The sequence below is a fragment of the Sphingobium sp. B7D2B genome, assembly GCF_025961895.1.
GTDB lineage: Bacteria > Pseudomonadota > Alphaproteobacteria > Sphingomonadales > Sphingomonadaceae > Sphingobium.
Genome location: NZ_JAOQOM010000001.1, coordinates 1,301,862 through 1,318,685, shown reverse-complemented (window position 1 = coordinate 1,318,685; position 16,824 = coordinate 1,301,862). Strand labels below are relative to the sequence as shown.

Here is a 16,824-nt window from a genome sequence, read left to right as displayed (position 1 = left end):
AAATAATAACAACTTTAAAGATTTGGAGACATTTCACCCTCTAGATGAAGTGCTCACGGCGAGCGGCGCGGCTTGAGGAGACGAGCCCTCCGTGATTGACCGAAATAAGATGTGAGATGTGACGGTGGGTAACATCAAAGGCCGAGGCAGCCCCCTGCGTCATCACCCCGAAGCAGTTGAAATCGATCTGATTCGCGGCCTCTTTCATGCCTTCGCGCCGGCGCTGGTCATGACGATCAGCTTTTTGTCTGCGGGGCTGGTGATCCTGAACCGCACCGGGGACAGCATCCTGCTCGTCCTCCTCATCCTGGGCGCAGTTGCGTCCGTTGCCCGCCTCGTGTCGGCGCATCTGATCGCACCAATCATCCATGCCGAAGGGGTGACGATCGAACAGGCGAGATATCTCGAGCGGCTCTTTGCGATTCCCTATCTCTGCTTTTCCCTTGTGCTTGGCCTCTTCGGCTTTCGCCTGCTCCAGCTCCCCTCCGCGGACACCCATATGGTGGCTGCGGCCCTGTCTCTGAGCTATTGCGCCGGCGTCGCTGTCGGCATGGGATCGCGGATGTGGATCGCCGTGCCGAGCATGATCTTGGCGCTCGGGCCGGTGATCGCCGCGATGCTGCTGCAACCCGACTTTCTCTATAAGCTCAGCGGCGCCGTGATGGCGGCGATCCTGCTCAGCGGCATCCAGAGCCTGCGCGGCAAGCAGAACCGCTCGGCGGACGACATTGCGCTGCGCATCGCCTTCTCGCACCTCGCCCGCAAGGATGCGCTGACCGCCCTCCCCAACCGCATCGCGCTGCGCGAGTGGTGGGAGCAGGTGGTCGCCTCCGGGGCGGAGAACAAGCTGGTCGCGGTCCATTATCTCGACCTCAACGACTTCAAGCCAGTTAACGATCGCCATGGCCACCCGGTCGGCGACGCCCTGCTCGCCGCTGCCGGCAAGCGCATCGCCCGGACGATAAGAGACATCGACATCGTCGCGCGGCTCGGCGGGGACGAATTTGCGGTCATCCAATATGACATCGTGAACGCCGACGACGCCGCCCAACTCGCCGCCCGCATCCGGGAGGCGATCACCCAGCCGTTCAGCATCGGCGCGCTAACCCTCAGGATCTCGACCGGCCACGGCTTCGTGGTGTCGCGCGGCCGGGACGAAGCGCTCGAAGACCTGCTCGCCCTTGCCGACAAGGCGCTCTACACCAGCAAGCAGGGGGGCGAGATTTCCCAATATGAGGCCGTCGAGACAATCACCCGTCGCGTCGCCTGATCGGCACGTCTCTCTCCATCCGCACCCGGTAGCCACATGGGTCAACAAGTGTGACGCGCGGGTCAAGCCAGCGGCGTTGGATTTACGCGCCTTGTGCGGCATAGCCTGAAGGCGCGGCCCCACCTGCTCATCGCGCGCAGGCGGCCGAACGTCGGGAGAGGATATGAAGACGCACGGGCTTGCTTTTCTGGCCGCAACGGCGCTGCTGGGCGCCAGCGCTTGCCAGATGACGACCTCCACCACTTCGGTAGCGACGGAAGCCGGCATCGGCCACGCGCAGATGGTGAAGGCCGACGATCAGCCCGGCCAATGGGCATCCTACAGCCGGACCTGGGACGAACAGCGCTACAGCCCGCTCGACCAGATCAATGACAGCAACGCCCATCGCCTCGGCCTCGCCTGGTTCGACGATCTCGATACCTATCGCGGCGTGCAGGCGACGCCGCTGGTGATCGACGGCGTGCTCTACAACGAAAATATCTTCAACGTCGTCACGGCCTATAATGCCAAGACCGGCGAGAAATTGTGGGTGTACGACCCCAAGGTCGGCAAGGAATGGGCAGGCCTCGCCTGCTGCGGCCCCTCCTCGCGCGGCCTTGCCGCCTGGGGCGACAAGATCATTATCGGCGCGCTCGATGGGCGTTTGATCGCCATCGATCGCAAGACCGGGGCCGAGCTCTGGTCCGCGCAGACCTTCGATCGCAAGGAGCAATATTCGATCACCGGCGCGCCGCGCGTCTATGACGGCAAGGTGATCATCGGCAATGGCGGCGCGGACTATGGCTCGCGGGGCTTCGTGGTCGCCTATGATGCCGAGACCGGCAAGCGACTGTGGAAATTCTACATCGTCCCGGGCAACCCCGCCAACGGGCCGGACGGCGAAGCCTCCGACAGCGCGATGAAGATCGCCGCGCCGACCTGGCACGGCAAATTCTGGGAGACTGGCGGCGGCGGCAATGCGTGGGACAGCTTCGCCTACGATCCCGAACTGAACCTCGTCTACATCGGCACCGGCAATGGCAGCCCGCAAAGCTGGCATCATCGCAGCGACAGCAAGGGCGACAATCTGTTCCTCTGCTCCATGGTGGCGGTGGATGCGACCACGGGCGCCTATAAATGGCACTACCAGATGGTGCCCGAGGAGGACTGGGATTATACCTGCACCCAGCCCATCGTGCTCGCCGACCTCAAGATCGACGGCAAGCTGCGCAAGGTGGCCATGCAGGCGCCGAAAAACGGCTTCTTCTACGTGCTGGACCGCGCGACTGGCGCGCTGATCTCGGCCAAGAGCTATGTGTCGGTCAACACATGGGCCAGCCATGTCGACATGAAGACGGGGCGCCCGGTGGTGCTGCCCACCGCGCATAACACGACCACGCCGCACATCATGAGCCCGAGCTGGATGGCCGCGCACACCTGGCACCCGATGAGCTACAGCCCCAAGACCGGGCTGGTCTATCTCTCGGCGCAGGAGCAGGGGTCGATCTACGCCAACCAGCCGGACGGTGCGTACCAATATGTGCGCGGGCGCAACAACACCGGCTTCGATCATGCCAACCAGCCGGAGCTGCGCAAGCAGCTGATGAACGAGATCATGGCGAGCGAGAAAGGCTATCTGCTCGCCTGGAACCCGGTAACGCAGAGCGAGGCCTGGCGCGTGCCCTATCCGCATCCGGGCTCAGGCGGCGTGCTGACCACGGCTGGTAACATCCTCGTGCAGCCGACCATCAACAAGACCGTCGCCATCTACCGGGCGGACAATGGCCGGAAGCTCTGGGAGATGAACGTCGATCAGGCCGGCGTCGCGGGCGCGATGACCTATATGATCGACGGCGAGCAATATATCGCGCTCAATGTCGGCTGGGGCGGCTCGCCGGTCTATAATCTCGCCAAAGATGGCCCCTTCCGCTTCGCCACCGCCAAGCTGCTGGTGTTCAAGCTGGACGCCAAGGGCGTGACACTGCCGCCGATGAAAACGCAGGACGAGACCGCCTATCTGCCCCGCCAGCGCATCCCTGCCGAGGTCGCCGCGCGTGGTGCGGCTCTCTATGGCGAGACCTGCAACCGCTGCCATGGCGACAATGCCGTCGGCGGCATCAAGGATCTGCGGCGGATGAGCAAGGACGCGCATGACGGCTTTCTCGACATTGTGCTGAACGGAACCCTGCTCCACAAGGGCATGCCCAATTTCAGCGGGGTGCTGACCAAGGCGCAGGCCGAAGACATCCACGGCTATCTCATCACCCGTGCTCAGGAAGACTGGTAAGGGCACGGGAACGGGCACCCCGCGCCGACGTTAGACCATGAGAGACAACAGGCGTGGGACGAGATCATGACGAGACAAGCGAAAACCGATAAGCCGAAATCTGCAATCCCGCGCCGCGCGAGGACCAAGGCCGTGAACCCGCGTCAGCTGCCCGTGGTGGTGGAGCATGAGAAAAGCACGACGCAGGTGATTGCCGACAAGGCGGCCAAGACCGGCCGCGCGCTTGGCAAGACCAGCGTGCGCCTGGCGCAGCCGATCGTAAAATCCATCAAGCATGAGGATAACCGCACGCTCGCCAAGATGGTGGTCGCAGCGGTGACGCCGCGGCTCATCAACTACGGTCTACGCTTTGCGGTCCGCAATCCGGTGCTGACTGTCGCCGGCATATTGGTGGCTGCGACCATCATCGGCTCGCAGGGTGATGGGGCCGAAGAGGAGAGCTGAGCTCTTCTCCGACAGCGGCACAAACGCAAACGCCGGGGCAAAACCCCGGCGTTGCTGTTTATGGCTGAGGGCGTTCCGGGCGCTTAGTGCGGCCCCTTCCCGTCCGACACGCCGCCCCAATCCTCATTGGCCCGCGCGATCAGATAGCCATGGATCGCCTCGGCATCCTCGGCCGAGATGAGGTCCGCAAAGCTCGCCATCCCCTTGTCTGCATAAATGCCCTTGAGCACGATGTCGTTGAACTTCGCGTGCGTCTCGCGGGTCATCATCCGCAGATCCTTGACGCCGCCGATGGCCTGCTGACCGTGGCACACCGCGCAGGTCTCGGCGAAGAGCTGCGCCCCGCGTGCGACCTGCGCCTCGCTGGCGCGGAGCGGCGGCGGCTCCGGCGCTTTCGCGGCCGGCTGAAGGGCTGGCAATTGCGCCGTCCCGCCTAGCTTGAACACGATCAGCCGGGCCGGCGCGCGTGGCATCTCGATGCCCTGCCCGCGCTCGACCATGGCGGCGCCCCCGCCCCAGCCGGCGTTGACGGCGACATATTGCACGCCATCCAGCGTGTAGGTGATCGGCCCGGCGACCGGCGCGCTCTGCACCGGCATTTCCCAGAGCAGCTTGCCGTTGCGAGCATCGAAGGCCGCGAAGGTCTGGCGTGTCGTGCCCTCGAAAACAAGGTCGCTGCCCGTAACCATCACGCCGCCATTGCCGTGGCGGGGCAGCGGGATCTTCCAGGCCGCCTTTTGCTTCACCGGATCCCAGGCCAGGAGATAGGCCTTGTCCATGGCCACGGCCTCTTTCATCAGCTCGCCACGCTTCTTCGCCGCGTCGCCGGTATATCCGCCCCAGCCCGCGTTGGAGCGGAACGGCTTGGGCTGGAAATCAGGATCGAGCGCCAACACCATGCCGGATTCGTAGAGCGGGAAGTAAGCCAGCTTGGTGCGCGGGCTATAGGCCATGGGGAACCAGTTATGCGCGCCGCCCGGCCCCGGCTTCACCAGAAACGGATCCTGGCCATAATGCGCATCCGGGTTCATCTTGGGGCGGCCGGTCTTGGGATCGATGCCGAGCGTCCAGTTCGCAGGCGCAATCTGACCGGCCGAGATAAACGCGCCCGTCGCGCGGTCCAGTACGTAGAAATAGCCATTTTTGGGCGCCTGCATCAGCACCTTGCGGTCCCGTCCGCCGATCTTCAGGTCCGCAGTGACGATGGATTGCGTGCAGGTGTAGTCCCAGTCCTCCTCGGGCACCATCTGGTAGTGCCAGGCATATTTGCCGGTCTCGACATTCACCGCGACGATGGAGCAGATAAACAGATTATCGCCCTTGCCGTTGCTGCGATAATGCCAGGAGAGCGGCGACCCGTTGCCCGTGCCGATATAGACGAGCTTGAGCGCAGGATCATAGCCGATGCTGTCCCACGCATTGGCCCCGCCGCCCAGCTTCCAATAGTCGCCGGACCATGTCTTGCGGATCATCTCCATGACATTGTCGGACGCGGCGCCATCCGGTCCCTTGGCCGGATCGCCCGGGGTCAGGTAGAATTTCCAGGCTTCCCTGCCCGTGTCGGCATCATAGGCCGCGACGAAGCCGCGAATGCCCATGTCGCCGCCGCTATTGCCGACGACCACCTTGCCGTCGAACACGCGCGGTGCGCCGGTGATGGTATAGGGCATGTCCTTCGGCGTGCTCTGCACCGACCAGACCGGCTTGCCGTCCGCCGCATTGAGCGCAATCACCCGCCCGTCCAGCGTCGCGATGATGACCTTGCCCTTCCACAGCGCGAGGCCCCGCGCCACCGGCTCGCAGCAGGCATAGCGCCCGAACTCGCGCTGCACCTGCGGATCATAGGTCCACAGGCGCTTGCCGGTGCGGGCATCATAGGCAATCGTGATGTTCCACGGCAGCGTGTTGTAGAGCACGCCATCAGCATAAAGCGGCGTGGCCTCGACACCCCGGAAGGTATCGAGATCGTCATACCAGGCGATGCCGAGCTGGCTGACATTCTGCGCGTTGATCTGGTCGAGCGGACTGTAGCGCTGGGCGCTGTAAGTACGCCCGTCATGCAGCCACTCCGTGCCGTCGGTCGCCTGCGCCGCCATCCGCGCGCTGTCGACCTCGGCCCGGCCGCTCGCCTGCAACTGCGCCATGAACGCAACCATCAGCGCGCCCAGAACCAGCACAGCTATCCCGACCGCACCAACGGGCCGTCTCCACATCGCCATCATCGTGTTCAGTCCTTCGGCGGCTGGCCAATCGGCTGCGATCCATCGACCCAGCGACCGACCTTGAGCGAATCCATCTGCGCCTTCGTGCCCGGCGGGCGGTGATAGGCGCCAACTTCATCCCGATCCGGCGTGAACACCTTGCCGGAGACCGGATTGGGATAATGGAACGGCACGATGTAATAAGCGGGATAGGTCAGGTAGACGACCGAGGGCGGCAGATCCGGCGGCGGATCGAACTTGTCCGGCCAGGTGTTGTTCATCGCCCATTTGCCCCAGCCTTCCCAACTCGTGTACATGGTGAAGGGACCGGTCAGGCGGCTGATCTTCCAGACGCCATTCTCCTTGCGATACTCATTCTCGTAGAGCGGCAGGCCCCAGCCGCCATTGCTCATCACGAAGGCGCGCGCCCGCACCCAGCCGGTCTTGCCGTCTGCGGAAATGTCCGGGATCGGCTGGAACTGCATGTGGTTGGCGAGCGCACCCTTCTTGGTGCCGTCCGGCCCGAAGGCCTTCTGCATATATTCGAGCACCCGCGCCTTGCCGAGGAAGATGCCCTTGCCGCCAATCTCCAGCGTGGCATCCTCGGTGAACAGCTCGGACAGCGGATGCCACTGACTCTTGTCGACGAAATAGCCATAGCTGCGCTGCAGCTTCTCGATGGCGTTGAGGTCTTCCAGTCGGGTGATGCGCTCATCCAGCGCGGCGAGGCGTTCGGCGGTCGTCTTGGGGGCGGTTTGCGCCGAGGCCTGCGCCACAGGAAGCAGGGCGGATGCGGCGATCAGGGCCGCGACGATGCGGGTCCGGTTCATCATGGTTGCCTCATTCCCTTTGCTGCGCTGCTCTCTTCGCGCTTGCCGCTCTCCATGCCGCGATCCGGGCGGCCAACGATGTCATCGCCCTCCATCGGCAGCGCCTTGAGCGACTGGCCGGTGACCGGATGATCGTAGCTGAAGGCCGGGAGATAAGCGTTCGGGAAGGAGCGGTAGACCTCCGTCGGCGGCTTGTCCGGCGGGAACAACGCGCTCGGCCCGTCCATCTGGATCGCATATTTGGCGAAACCCAGATCATAATCGGTCATTGCGGTGACGTAGAAGTGCAGCGTGTCGAACTTCCACACCCCGCCTTCCTTCACATATTTATTCTCGTAGATGCCAACGCCCCAACGGCCGTTCTCGCCGGGCCGGGCGAGCATCACCATGCCCTGCCAGCGCCCCGTCGCCGTGCGGCCATCCGGCGCCACCACCACGATGGGCTGCAGCATCATGTGATTGTTGAGGCTGCCCGCGCTCAGGCCCTGCGGCCCAAAGAGCAGCATCGCCTGCCGGATGCGCGCCGGGCCGATATAGACCCCGCGCTGCCCATATTCAAACTGCCCGCGGGCGGTGAACAGGTCCGCCGCCTGGTTCCACAGGCCCTTGTCGAAATAATAGCCGAAGGTCGCGGTGAGGTTCTCGATGGCAAGCTGGTCCTCCAGCGCTTGTACCCGCTTCTGATAGGCGGCGACCTTGCCGCGCAGGGACGCGTCACTCTGGGCCGCGGCCGGCGCAGGCGCCGTGATGACAAGGCCGGCGATCAGCGCGGCCATGATGCTGGTGCGGGCGCTCATTGCACGGTCTCCGACACGGGCTGGCCGGTCACGGGATTGGGCGCGTGGAATGGCGGAAGCGTGCGATCCGGGAAGGCGCGCGGGCTGGTCGATGGGCGATCCGGCGGCATGGCCTTGCTGGCCGCGCTGCGCACCAGCCCCTCGCCGGGCTTGAGCCGTGCCCAGCCCTTTTCATAAGGCGCCACGAAATTGATGTAGAGGTGCAACCGCGCGATCTTCCACACGCCGTCTTCCTTCACATACTCATTCTCGTAAATGCCGTCGCGCCACTCGGCATGCTGCTTGTGCTGGCCGAGCATTCCGAGGTCCCGCCACCGTGCCTTGGCGCTGCGGCCATCGGGCGCGACATCCACGACCGGCTGGAGCGTCACCCACTCATTGAGCTGGCCATAGATCAGCCCATCCTGCCCGCCATGCAGGGCCTTCAGATAATCGCGGATGCGGTCCTTACCGATGTAGACGCCATCGGCGCCGATCTCGATGCTGCCCTTGTCCGCAAACAGGTCGGCGGCGTCCTGCCACAAGCCCCGGTCGAGATAATAACCAAAGGCGCGCTGCAGCTTCATCACCGCGCGGGCGCCCTCCAGTTTCTCGACGCGCGTGGTGAGCGTGTCGATCTCGCGATCAATGCCCGTCTGCATCTGCGCCTGCACCGGCCCGGCCGCGATCAGCAGCCCGCACAGCACCAGCCCCAGTCCCAGCGATGCCGCACGCCTCATCGCAGTTCTCCCATCGGCACGGCCCGCAAGGCGAAGGCGCCCGGGTCCTGCCCCTTGAGGGCGGGGTCGAAGAGGAAACGGCCCTTGCTCTCCACCGCATAGGCAAAGCCATCGAAGTGGGTGACTCCGGGCACGCCGTCCATGCCATCCTTGAGCAGTTTCACGGTCACATCATCTCCTTCGATGGTGAGCAGGCTGATCCGCCCTGCCGGCCCTTCGGCCTGCAGGAAGCGGTTGCCCCCGATGGGCCGCAGGCCGTCCGGCCCGTTGAGCGGTTGCGAGACATTGAGCTTCGTCAGGCCGGCAAAGCTGCCATCCCCTCGCCGATTGACCCGCAGCATCGTGTTCTGCCGGACATTGTTGACGTAGAGCGTGCCATCCTCGCTGAAGGCGATGCCATCGACACCGCCAAGCAGGGCCTTATCCTCGACCAGCAGCGACACCGCCTCTGCACCCGGCGCAAGCGTGAAGATGCGCCCATTGGTGGTCTCGGCGATATAAGCCGTGCCATCCTTGGCGAGCGCGATGTCATTACACGCGCTGGCCGGCGCAGGCATCTCGTAGCGCTTCTTGAGATCGCCCGATGCGAGGTCGAAGGCGACGAGCGCGGACACCGCGCCCACCTGCCCCATCGGCACCGAGCAGGCCCACAGCGTGTTGGTCCGCTCGTCGACGAGCACGCCCAGCACCGCTGCCAGCTTGTTCTTCTCGTCCGGGCGGATCCAGGCGATGGCCTGCGTGCTGCCCGGCACAGCGCGGTAGATATTGCCCTTGAAGCTGCTGATGTAGAAATTGCCCTTGGAATCGACGTCGGCATTCTCGGGGAACACGCCCTTGTCCGCGACGATGATGTCCTTCGGCAGCGGCTTGGCGAACGGCGCGGGCATGAGATAGGGCACTTCGTTGGAGATCGTCTCGATCCGCGCGATGCGGCCATTGGCGATCTTGAAGATGCTCACAAAACCAACCGTGCGCGCATAATGGGCCTCAGCCGGGTAGCTCTGGCCGTCCCGCCCGGTGAACTGCATCTGCGCCCCGGAAAGGTCGCGATAGCCGATCGCGGCGACCAGCCCGCGTGCCTCGTCGATGGCCACGACCTCATGGCGCAGCGCCTCGACCTCGCCGAACAGGCCGCGCGTCAAAGGCGCCGCACAGCCGGCATCCTTTGCACTTTTGGCGGCCAGCAAACCGGTCACCGGCACGCCATTCTCGATGGTCGTGCAGCCCTTGTCGAAGCTGACCGCCGGTCCTTCTCCATTCGCGGCGACCGAGGAGAAATAAGCATCGACCAAAGCCTTCATCTGACCGCGCGGCAGACGTGCCTTCGGGCTGAGGCTGCTCGTCAGGCTCTTGGCCGGCGCGTAGGTAACCGGATCACCGAAGGGCTGGCGCCCCTGCTTGCGCCGGATGACGGATTGCACGGCGGCAATCCTGCCGCCCTCCGTCGCCATGTCCATGGCGTAGAAGCCGGGCTGGCCATGATCCTCGACAGAACCGAACCAGACCACGCGGCCCGTCTGGCTGTCCGTCACCACCAGCGGCGCATCATCGACCGCCTTGATGGTGACCCACGAGCTTTCGCCGATGCGCACCGGCACGCTGTTCTCGGCGTAGAGCACCGGGTCGGCCCATGCCACGCCGACCGGATCGGCCTTGGCCATCGCGCTCATAAAGCTGCCCGCGAGCTGGCTGAGGCAGGCGGAGTCGCAAGGCGCAGAAGATTGTGCCGTGGTCTGCGCCATGGCCGGCGCGGTGACGAGCGCGCAGAGCGCGGCTGCGGTGAGAAACGCGCGCCTCATTCGCCCTGCTCCCCATGCTCGCGGCCGGTCGCCCAGGGATTGTGCATGAAATAGGGCACATAGGTGAACACGGCCTCGATCTCCTGAATCGCGCCGTCTCTTACGCGGAAGGCTTCCAGCAGCGTAATCGAGTTCGGCCATTTGAGCGCGGTCTTCATCTCGCGCCCGTCGGTCAGCTTGTAGCGTTCCACCTCATTGTCATGATCGAAGAAGCCGGAGGCAATGACGACGCCCCGCTCCTCGTCGACCAGCGGGAAGCGCCGCTCGCGGATGCGCTTGTTGATGTAGTAGATGCCGAGCTTGAACTGTTCGAGGCAGCCCGAGGCCAGCGAGGCCGCATTGCCGTTCGCGCCCGGCTCGTCGGAAACGCCCTTGCCCGGCGCGGTGGTGCTGATGCCGTTCTCCAGCCGCCCGCAATCGTCGGTGAAGGGCGCGAACACCGTTCCGTCATTTCGCTCGACGGTGTTGAAATAGCTCTGCGCCACCGCAATCAGCCGCGCCCGCGAGACGCGCTGATCGGGCGGCAGAACCTCGTTGAAGGCAGGGTGATGCGCGACCTTGTCCGGATCGCCAAAGGGCGCCGGCAGGCCGGTGCGGCGATGCACGACCGTCTCGATCTGGTCGATCTTGTCATTCTGCACGCGCATCCGCATCGCATAATAAGCCGGCTCGCCATGCTCCCACACGACGCCGAACCAGGCGACCTGCCCGGTGAGCGGATCGGCGGCTTCGAGGCCAGTCGGCGCGACCTTGCTGATCGAGCGCCACAGACCCTTGCCGATCGGGATGACGACATTGTTCTCGGTAAACTGCACGTCCGCCGCGAGCTTGAGGGACGAAGGGTCCTTCTTCGCCAGCGCCGCCATGTAATCGCGCGCATAGCCGATCAGACAGTCGCGGTTGCACGTCGGAATATTGACCGCACTGCGCTCGCCAAAGGCCTGCGCCATGGCTGGTGTCGCCGTCGTTGCCAGAAGCCCGGCGCCTGCCGCGACCATCAGCCGCGTGTGCCAGCGGTGAACCCTGTTGCTCACAAATTTCCCCTCCTGTCGCCTTCCGCCCAGCGATGCCTGCACTGATCGCTTGTTACGGAGCGGGGCCACCATAAGGGGCGTTTCGCGCGCTTGTCACGCGCTGAAGGTCGGAAAAGTCACGGATTTCCAGATCAGCCCGGCGAATGTCCGGCTCGATCAAGGTCGCCCTGAGGGGCCAGCGTCGAGAGCGCGTCCGGCGGCGGCCTCCTCCCGTCAGGGCGAGTCCTCACGTGCAGATGGTCGCGGTGAGGACCGGTATGCCGGTATATAAGATGCTGACTAGACCGGTGACGGCGCTGGCAAAGGCCAGCCAGGCGAGCAGGTCCATGCGGCTGGACTCGGGTCGAACCGGTTGGGGCCGAAAGACCCAGCATAGCCATGCCGCCGCGCCGACCGAAACCAGGTAGATGACGACCAGCACCACCCGCGCGGCGCTCACGCTGGCGAGGCCGGCATCGTCCCAGCCCCAGGCGCAGGCGAGGCCCTGCACGGCATATAGCAGCGCGAAGGCCGCCGCCCAGGCGATCAGCCCTGCCATCGCTCGGAACAGCGCGGTCATGCCAGCAGTCCGGGAAGATGGGTGCATGCGAGGGTAATGGCGCAGACGGCAATGGCATAATCCGCCCAGAGCCGTGCGATCCTGGGCTCGGCACCATGGGTGGCGGCCACATATCCTGCCCGACGCCGTTGCCAGACGAACAGGCCGATCAGCAGAGCGAGTGCTCCATGGAGTATGGCATAGCCGAGCAGCACGGCCACCACCGCCCCATAAGCATGCAGCGCGGGCGGGGGGGCCAGCAGCCAGGCCGTCACGATCAACGCAGCCAGCAACGTCGCCAGCCCACTCCCGGCAATGGCAACATCGCGCAGGCGGCGGCCGAACAGCATAGCCACCCCCGCCCCCGCGAGTCCCGCCAGCAAAATCGGGAGGGAAGGCAGGACGAGCGCCGGCGGGGGCCAGTTCGGGGCGATGATCCAGAGAAAGGCATGGCCGAACAGGAGCGCGCCGAAGAAGGTGCCGTTGGCGAACAGCAGGAACACGCTGCCCCACCAGCCGGGCGATCCGCCTATCTCGGCATGGGGCGGCGCCTCGACCCCATGTCCGATGGGCAGCGCGCCGCGAACCTGCTTGTCGCCAAGGAGCCACGCCCAGCGCCAGCCAAGCGCCGCCAGCAGGATGAGCGGCACCGGCGTCAAGATGTAGAGCTTGAACAGCATCAGCAGGAAGAAGCTGCCGGTAACCATCGCCGTCCACAAAGGCAGCGTCGTGTTGCCCGGCAGGACGACGATGTGCTCCACCCGCCCGCTTGCCGTGTCCACGGCCAGCGTCTCGCGCCAACCATGGCGCGGCTCGGCGAGATAGCCCTCCCCGCGCGCCAGCGAAAGCGCAAGGTCGGGCGCCTTTTCGAGCGGCTCGCGGTCATCGACATGGGGCAGGCTCGCGATGTTGTAGGATGGCGGCGGCAGCATCATCGCCCATTCCAGCGTGCCCGCATTCCACGGGTTGCGGCGGGTGCGCGGCGCGTGGAAAATCTGCAGCGCAATGTCGATGACGAACAGCGCCACGCCGGTCGCCATCACAAAGCCGCCGACCGACGAGAGCAGATTATAGCCCGTCCAGCCGAGCCCCTCGGGATAGCTGTCGATGCGGCGGGGCTGGCCGAGCAGGCCGACCAGATGCATCAGGAAAAAGGTCAGGTGAAAGCCGGTGAAGATCAGCCAGAAGGCCGCCTTGCCGAGCGTGTAGCTATGCTGCCGCCCCGTAAAATGCCCGAGCCAGTAATAGGCCGCCGCCAGCATCGGGAAGACGAAGCCACCGAACAGCACATAATGGAGATGCGCGGTGACGAAGGCGCTGTCATGCGCCTGCCAGTTGAACGGCACCATGGCGACCATCACGCCGGTCAACCCGCCCATCACGAAGGTGACGAAGAAGCCGATCAGGTACAGCATCGGCAGCTTCATTTGCGGCCGGCCGGCCCATAGCGTGCCCAGCCAGGCAAAGATCTGCACCCCGGTCGGCACCGCCACCAGGGTCGAGGCGGCGGAGAAGAAAGCCAGCGCCATATGGGGAATACCGACGGTGAACATGTGGTGGACCCACAGCCCGAAACTCAGGAAGCCGAGCGCCAGGATCGCCGCGACGATCCAGCCATATCCAAGGATGCGGGTCCGCGCCATGACCGGCAGGATGGTCGAGATCGCGCCGGCGGCCGGCAGGAAGATGATGTAGACCTCCGGGTGGCCGAACAGCCAGAAAAGATGCTGCCACAGCAGGGAGTCCCCGCCGCGCGCCGCATCGAAGAACGGCCAGCCGAACGCGCGTTCCAGTTCGAGCAGGATGGAGCCGAGGATGAGCGGCGGGAAGCCGATCAACATCATCAGCGCCGTCACCAGCATGTACCAGGCAAATAGCGGCATCCGATCCAGCGACATGCCGGGCGCCCGCAATTTGAGGATCGAGACGACGATATCGACCGCCGTCACCATCGCGGAAATCTCAACAAAGGTGATGCCAAGCAGCCAGAAGTCGGAATTGATGCCCGGCGAATAGGGCTTGGACGAGAGCGGCGTGTACATGAACCAGCCGGCATCGGGCGCGACGCCCAACAGCATCGCCACGATCAGCATCGTGCCGCCGAACAGATAGCACCACCAGCCATAGGCCGTGATACGCGGGAAGGCGAGATCGCGCGCGCCCAACATCTTGGGGAGCATGTACATCGCGAACCCTTCGAACATCGGGATCGCGAACAGGAACATCATGATGCTGCCATGCATCGTGAACAGCTGGTTGTAGATATCCGGCCCGACGAAGGCGCTGCCCGGCGTCGCCAGCTGGGCGCGGATCAGCATCGCCAGCAGACCGCCGATCAGGAAGAAGATGAAGGCGGTTACCATCAATCGCACGCCGATCACGCTGTGATTGACCGTCGAGATGGTGCCCCGCCAGCCGCGCGGCGTTCCCCAGATGCGCTCTAGGGCACGATGAAGCTGGAGCGCCTTCACTGCCCGTCCCCCGCCACAAAGCGCGCCCAGCCCGCTGGATCATGCGCGACGACGCGGAAAGCGTGACCCGTGTGCCCCGGGCCGCAAAACTCGGCGCACAGGCCATGATAGACGCCCGGCACGTTGGCCTCGATGCGCAGGACATTGCGGTGGCCGGGAATGGCGTCCATCTTGCCCGCGAGGCGCGGCACCCAGAAAGCGTGAATGACGTCGAGCGTCCGCAGTTCGATATCCACCGGTCGGCCGGCGGGGATGTTGAGCACATCCTGCGTGACGACATCGCCGGTGCGACCGGGCTGCGTGAAGGTCCACTGCCATCGGCTCGCTTCGGCAACGACGCGCAGGGTCTGCGCATCGTTGCGCGGCAGCAGCCGCTCGCCAATGACCAGACCATAAGCCAGCAGCGCGACGAGAACGACGGACGGGAAGATGAGCCCGCCGCCGATGATCCACCGCTTGGCCGAGGTCGGGCGCTCCAGTGAGCCGCCTCGAAAGGCGAGCGCGAGCAGCGCGCAGACCAGCACAAGGATTGCCACCGCCCCGGCCAGCATGACCCACCACAAGGACGCGATAGCATCCGCCGCCGGCCCTGCGGGCTCTAGCGTCGAGTAGCGGCCGGCACAGCCGCTGGAGAAAAACGCCGCGCCGGGCATTATGACCCGAGAGCGCAGACAGCGTAAAGGACGGCCATGCCCAGCACCGAACAGCGCGAAGATGCGCTGACCGACCCAATCAGCGCGAACCCCTCCTTCGATGACGCCGAATCGAAAATCGCGGTGTCCGGCCACCCCGTTCACGCCATGCTCGTCTCGTTCCCGATCGGCCTCGCGGCCTGCGCGCTGGGCGCCGATCTCTTCTACTGGTGGACCGGAGACGGCTTCTGGGCGCGCGCGGCGCTGTGGAGCACCGGCATGGCCTTTCTGATGGGCCTGCTCGCCGGCCTTTCCGGAACGGTGGAGCTGCTTAGCGTGCCGGGTATTCGCGCCCGGGCGGCAAGCTGGACGCACTTCATCGTCGCGATCACCTTGCTGTCCATCCTCGGCGCCAATTGGGGCTATCGGCTGTCCGGCTACGAATCCGCCGTGCTCCCTTATGGCCTGCTGCTCTCCGTGCTGTCGGCCATTTTCGTGGCCTTTGCCGGGTGGCATGGCGGCAAGCTGGTGTTTGACTATCAAATCGGCACCTCGTCGACCGGCAATTGACGGCCGCGCGGCGTCGTCAGCCAATCCGGCATGGTCAGGTCGATAGAAGGCTTGCTCAGCACGATCGCAAAGATCGCCGCGCACAGAAGGAGGGCGAGCAGCACCAGCGGCAGGATCGGCGAGGGCTGACGCTGATTGCCATGCTCGCCCATCCGCACGACGAGATTGCCGATCCAGGCGTGCAGCCCGACCAGCAGCCCCACGAACAGCAGCTTGGTGAACATCCACGGCACGAACACTTCGCGCAGGAACAGCAATGCCGTTCCGGCCGAAACCGCGATCACCGCAGCCGGCGTCAGCAAATGGGTATAGCCATAATGGGAGAAGCGGCGGATGCGCTGATACGCCTGCTGGCCCTGCCCGCGCTCATGCTGCGCCAACAGCAGCGGCAAGGCGATCAGGCCGGCGGTCCACAACAGGATCGCAGCGATGTGCAATCCCTTGATGAGCGGGATCCACGCTGTCACGCGGGCGTCCACCGCCAGCCATCACTCCAGGGGCGGCGCGCGATCAATCCGGCGATCACGGCATAAGGCAGCATCGCCGGCACCCACATGATCAACCCGGCAAGCTGCTGATCGTGCAAGGGATCGATCCCATAGGCCAGGGGTGCGATGCGGTGATGGGGATAAAGCACGCGCGGCGCGAAGGTGATCAGCGCGCCCAGCAGGCCCATCTGCCCCACGCCAGCGGCAAGCGTGACCATCGCCGCCGGCCATGCCGCGCGCGCCGAGAGTATCGCGTGCCAGAACCAGATGGCGGTGCCGAGCAGGGAAATCTGCATCAGCCAGTACAGGGCATGATCATTGAGCGCCGCCGTGTAGAAAGCGGGAATGTGCCAAAGCCAGAGCGTGCCCGTGGATGCGGCGAGGGGCAGCGCCGCGCTGCCGGAGCGCCCGCGTGGCAAAAGAAGCGCGAAGACCGGCGCCGCGCAGGCGACCAGCAGAATGTGGTGCACGGTTCTCGCGGAGAACAATGCGCTAGCGAGGGCACAGAGCGGCGATACAAACGCGACCAGCAGAATGCCGCAACCGGCGGCGACGAGACCGGGCCGCTGTCGCCCGACGGTCGCGAGCAGCAGGATCGTCCCGCCCAGCATGGCGGCCAACAACCAGGGGTCGAAGTTCCAGCTGAGTAGAAGCCGGCTCGGATCCGGTGGTGCGCCACAATAAGGGATATTCGTGACGATTATACTTCCCCGAAAAGGTCCCAGGAGGAGTTGAGCAGCATCCCCGCCGCCACATGCCAGACCA

At 64.9% G+C, this 16,824-nt stretch carries 15 protein-coding genes; 4 read left to right on the top strand and 11 right to left on the bottom strand.

Translation table 11 applies throughout. The features are described from left to right. The first annotated feature begins 124 nt into the window (after positions 1–124). From M2341_RS05920 to M2341_RS05910, 3 genes are all read left to right on the top strand, one after another. Positions 125–1,270, top strand: coding sequence for a GGDEF domain-containing protein (locus M2341_RS05920; protein ID WP_264584592.1), 1,146 nt, complete (start codon positions 125–127; stop codon positions 1,268–1,270). Between the two features lie 163 nt (positions 1,271–1,433). Then, a complete protein-coding gene (locus tag M2341_RS05915) occupies positions 1,434–3,536 on the top strand; it encodes a PQQ-dependent dehydrogenase, methanol/ethanol family (protein ID WP_264584591.1) in 2,103 nt (700 codons plus the stop codon). Positions 3,537–3,668: 132 nt separating this feature from the next. After that, positions 3,669–3,980 (top strand): hypothetical protein, encoded by a 312-nt coding sequence (locus M2341_RS05910; protein WP_264584590.1) that lies wholly within the window; start codon positions 3,669–3,671, stop codon positions 3,978–3,980. A gap of 83 nt (positions 3,981–4,063) precedes the next feature. On the opposite strand, the gene M2341_RS05905 is transcribed toward M2341_RS05910, so the two are convergent. The 9 genes from M2341_RS05905 to coxB all read right to left on the bottom strand — a co-directional run bounded on the left by M2341_RS05905 (position 4,064) and on the right by coxB (position 15,022). Then, positions 4,064–6,202 carry a PQQ-dependent dehydrogenase, methanol/ethanol family gene (locus tag M2341_RS05905; RefSeq protein WP_264584589.1) on the bottom strand — a complete coding sequence of 713 codons (2,139 nt, stop codon included), beginning with the start codon at positions 6,200–6,202 and terminating at the stop codon, positions 4,064–4,066. Between the two features lie 5 nt (positions 6,203–6,207). After that, positions 6,208–7,014, bottom strand: coding sequence for a nuclear transport factor 2 family protein (locus M2341_RS05900; protein ID WP_264584588.1), 807 nt, complete (start codon positions 7,012–7,014; stop codon positions 6,208–6,210). Then, positions 7,011–7,808, bottom strand: a complete 798-nt coding sequence (locus M2341_RS05895) for a nuclear transport factor 2 family protein (RefSeq protein ID WP_264584587.1) — start codon at positions 7,806–7,808, stop codon at positions 7,011–7,013. Before M2341_RS05895 ends, M2341_RS05900 begins: the two co-directional genes overlap by 4 nt. Beyond that, entirely contained in the window at positions 7,805–8,527 is a 723-nt protein-coding gene (locus M2341_RS05890) for a nuclear transport factor 2 family protein (protein ID WP_264584586.1), read from the bottom strand. The genes M2341_RS05895 and M2341_RS05890 overlap by 4 nt, the downstream gene beginning before the upstream one ends. Beyond that, positions 8,524–10,326, bottom strand: a complete 1,803-nt coding sequence (locus tag M2341_RS05885) for an SMP-30/gluconolactonase/LRE family protein (protein WP_264584585.1) — start codon at positions 10,324–10,326, stop codon at positions 8,524–8,526. Before M2341_RS05885 ends, M2341_RS05890 begins: the two co-directional genes overlap by 4 nt. Then, positions 10,323–11,360 (bottom strand): hypothetical protein, encoded by a 1,038-nt coding sequence (locus M2341_RS05880; RefSeq protein WP_264584584.1) that lies wholly within the window; start codon positions 11,358–11,360, stop codon positions 10,323–10,325. Before M2341_RS05880 ends, M2341_RS05885 begins: the two co-directional genes overlap by 4 nt. Before the next feature lie 226 nt (positions 11,361–11,586). After that, positions 11,587–11,919 (bottom strand): hypothetical protein, encoded by a 333-nt coding sequence (locus tag M2341_RS05875; protein WP_264584583.1) that lies wholly within the window; start codon positions 11,917–11,919, stop codon positions 11,587–11,589. Then, entirely contained in the window at positions 11,916–14,369 is a 2,454-nt protein-coding gene (gene ctaD, locus M2341_RS05870) for a cytochrome c oxidase subunit I (RefSeq protein WP_264584582.1), read from the bottom strand. Before ctaD ends, M2341_RS05875 begins: the two co-directional genes overlap by 4 nt. Continuing rightward, on the bottom strand, positions 14,366–15,022 hold the full coding sequence (gene coxB / locus M2341_RS05865; protein ID WP_264584581.1) for a cytochrome c oxidase subunit II: 657 nt from the start codon (positions 15,020–15,022) through the stop codon (positions 14,366–14,368). Before coxB ends, ctaD begins: the two co-directional genes overlap by 4 nt. 36 nt (positions 15,023–15,058) lie before the next feature. On the opposite strand from coxB, the gene M2341_RS05860 reads away from it, so the two are divergent. Continuing rightward, positions 15,059–15,571, top strand: coding sequence for a DUF2231 domain-containing protein (locus tag M2341_RS05860; protein WP_264584580.1), 513 nt, complete (start codon positions 15,059–15,061; stop codon positions 15,569–15,571). Here M2341_RS05860 and M2341_RS05855 read toward each other — a convergent pair. Together M2341_RS05855 and M2341_RS05850 are read right to left on the bottom strand one after the other, a co-directional pair. Then, complete coding sequence (locus M2341_RS05855; protein ID WP_264584579.1) at positions 15,541–16,038, bottom strand: CopD family protein; 498 nt, start codon at positions 16,036–16,038, stop codon at positions 15,541–15,543. The genes M2341_RS05860 and M2341_RS05855 overlap by 31 nt on opposite strands. Then, positions 16,035–16,682: a cytochrome c oxidase assembly protein gene (locus M2341_RS05850; protein WP_264584578.1), complete on the bottom strand. Its 648-nt coding sequence runs from the start codon at positions 16,680–16,682 to the stop codon at positions 16,035–16,037. The genes M2341_RS05855 and M2341_RS05850 overlap by 4 nt, the downstream gene beginning before the upstream one ends. Positions 16,683–16,824 lie beyond the last annotated feature (142 nt).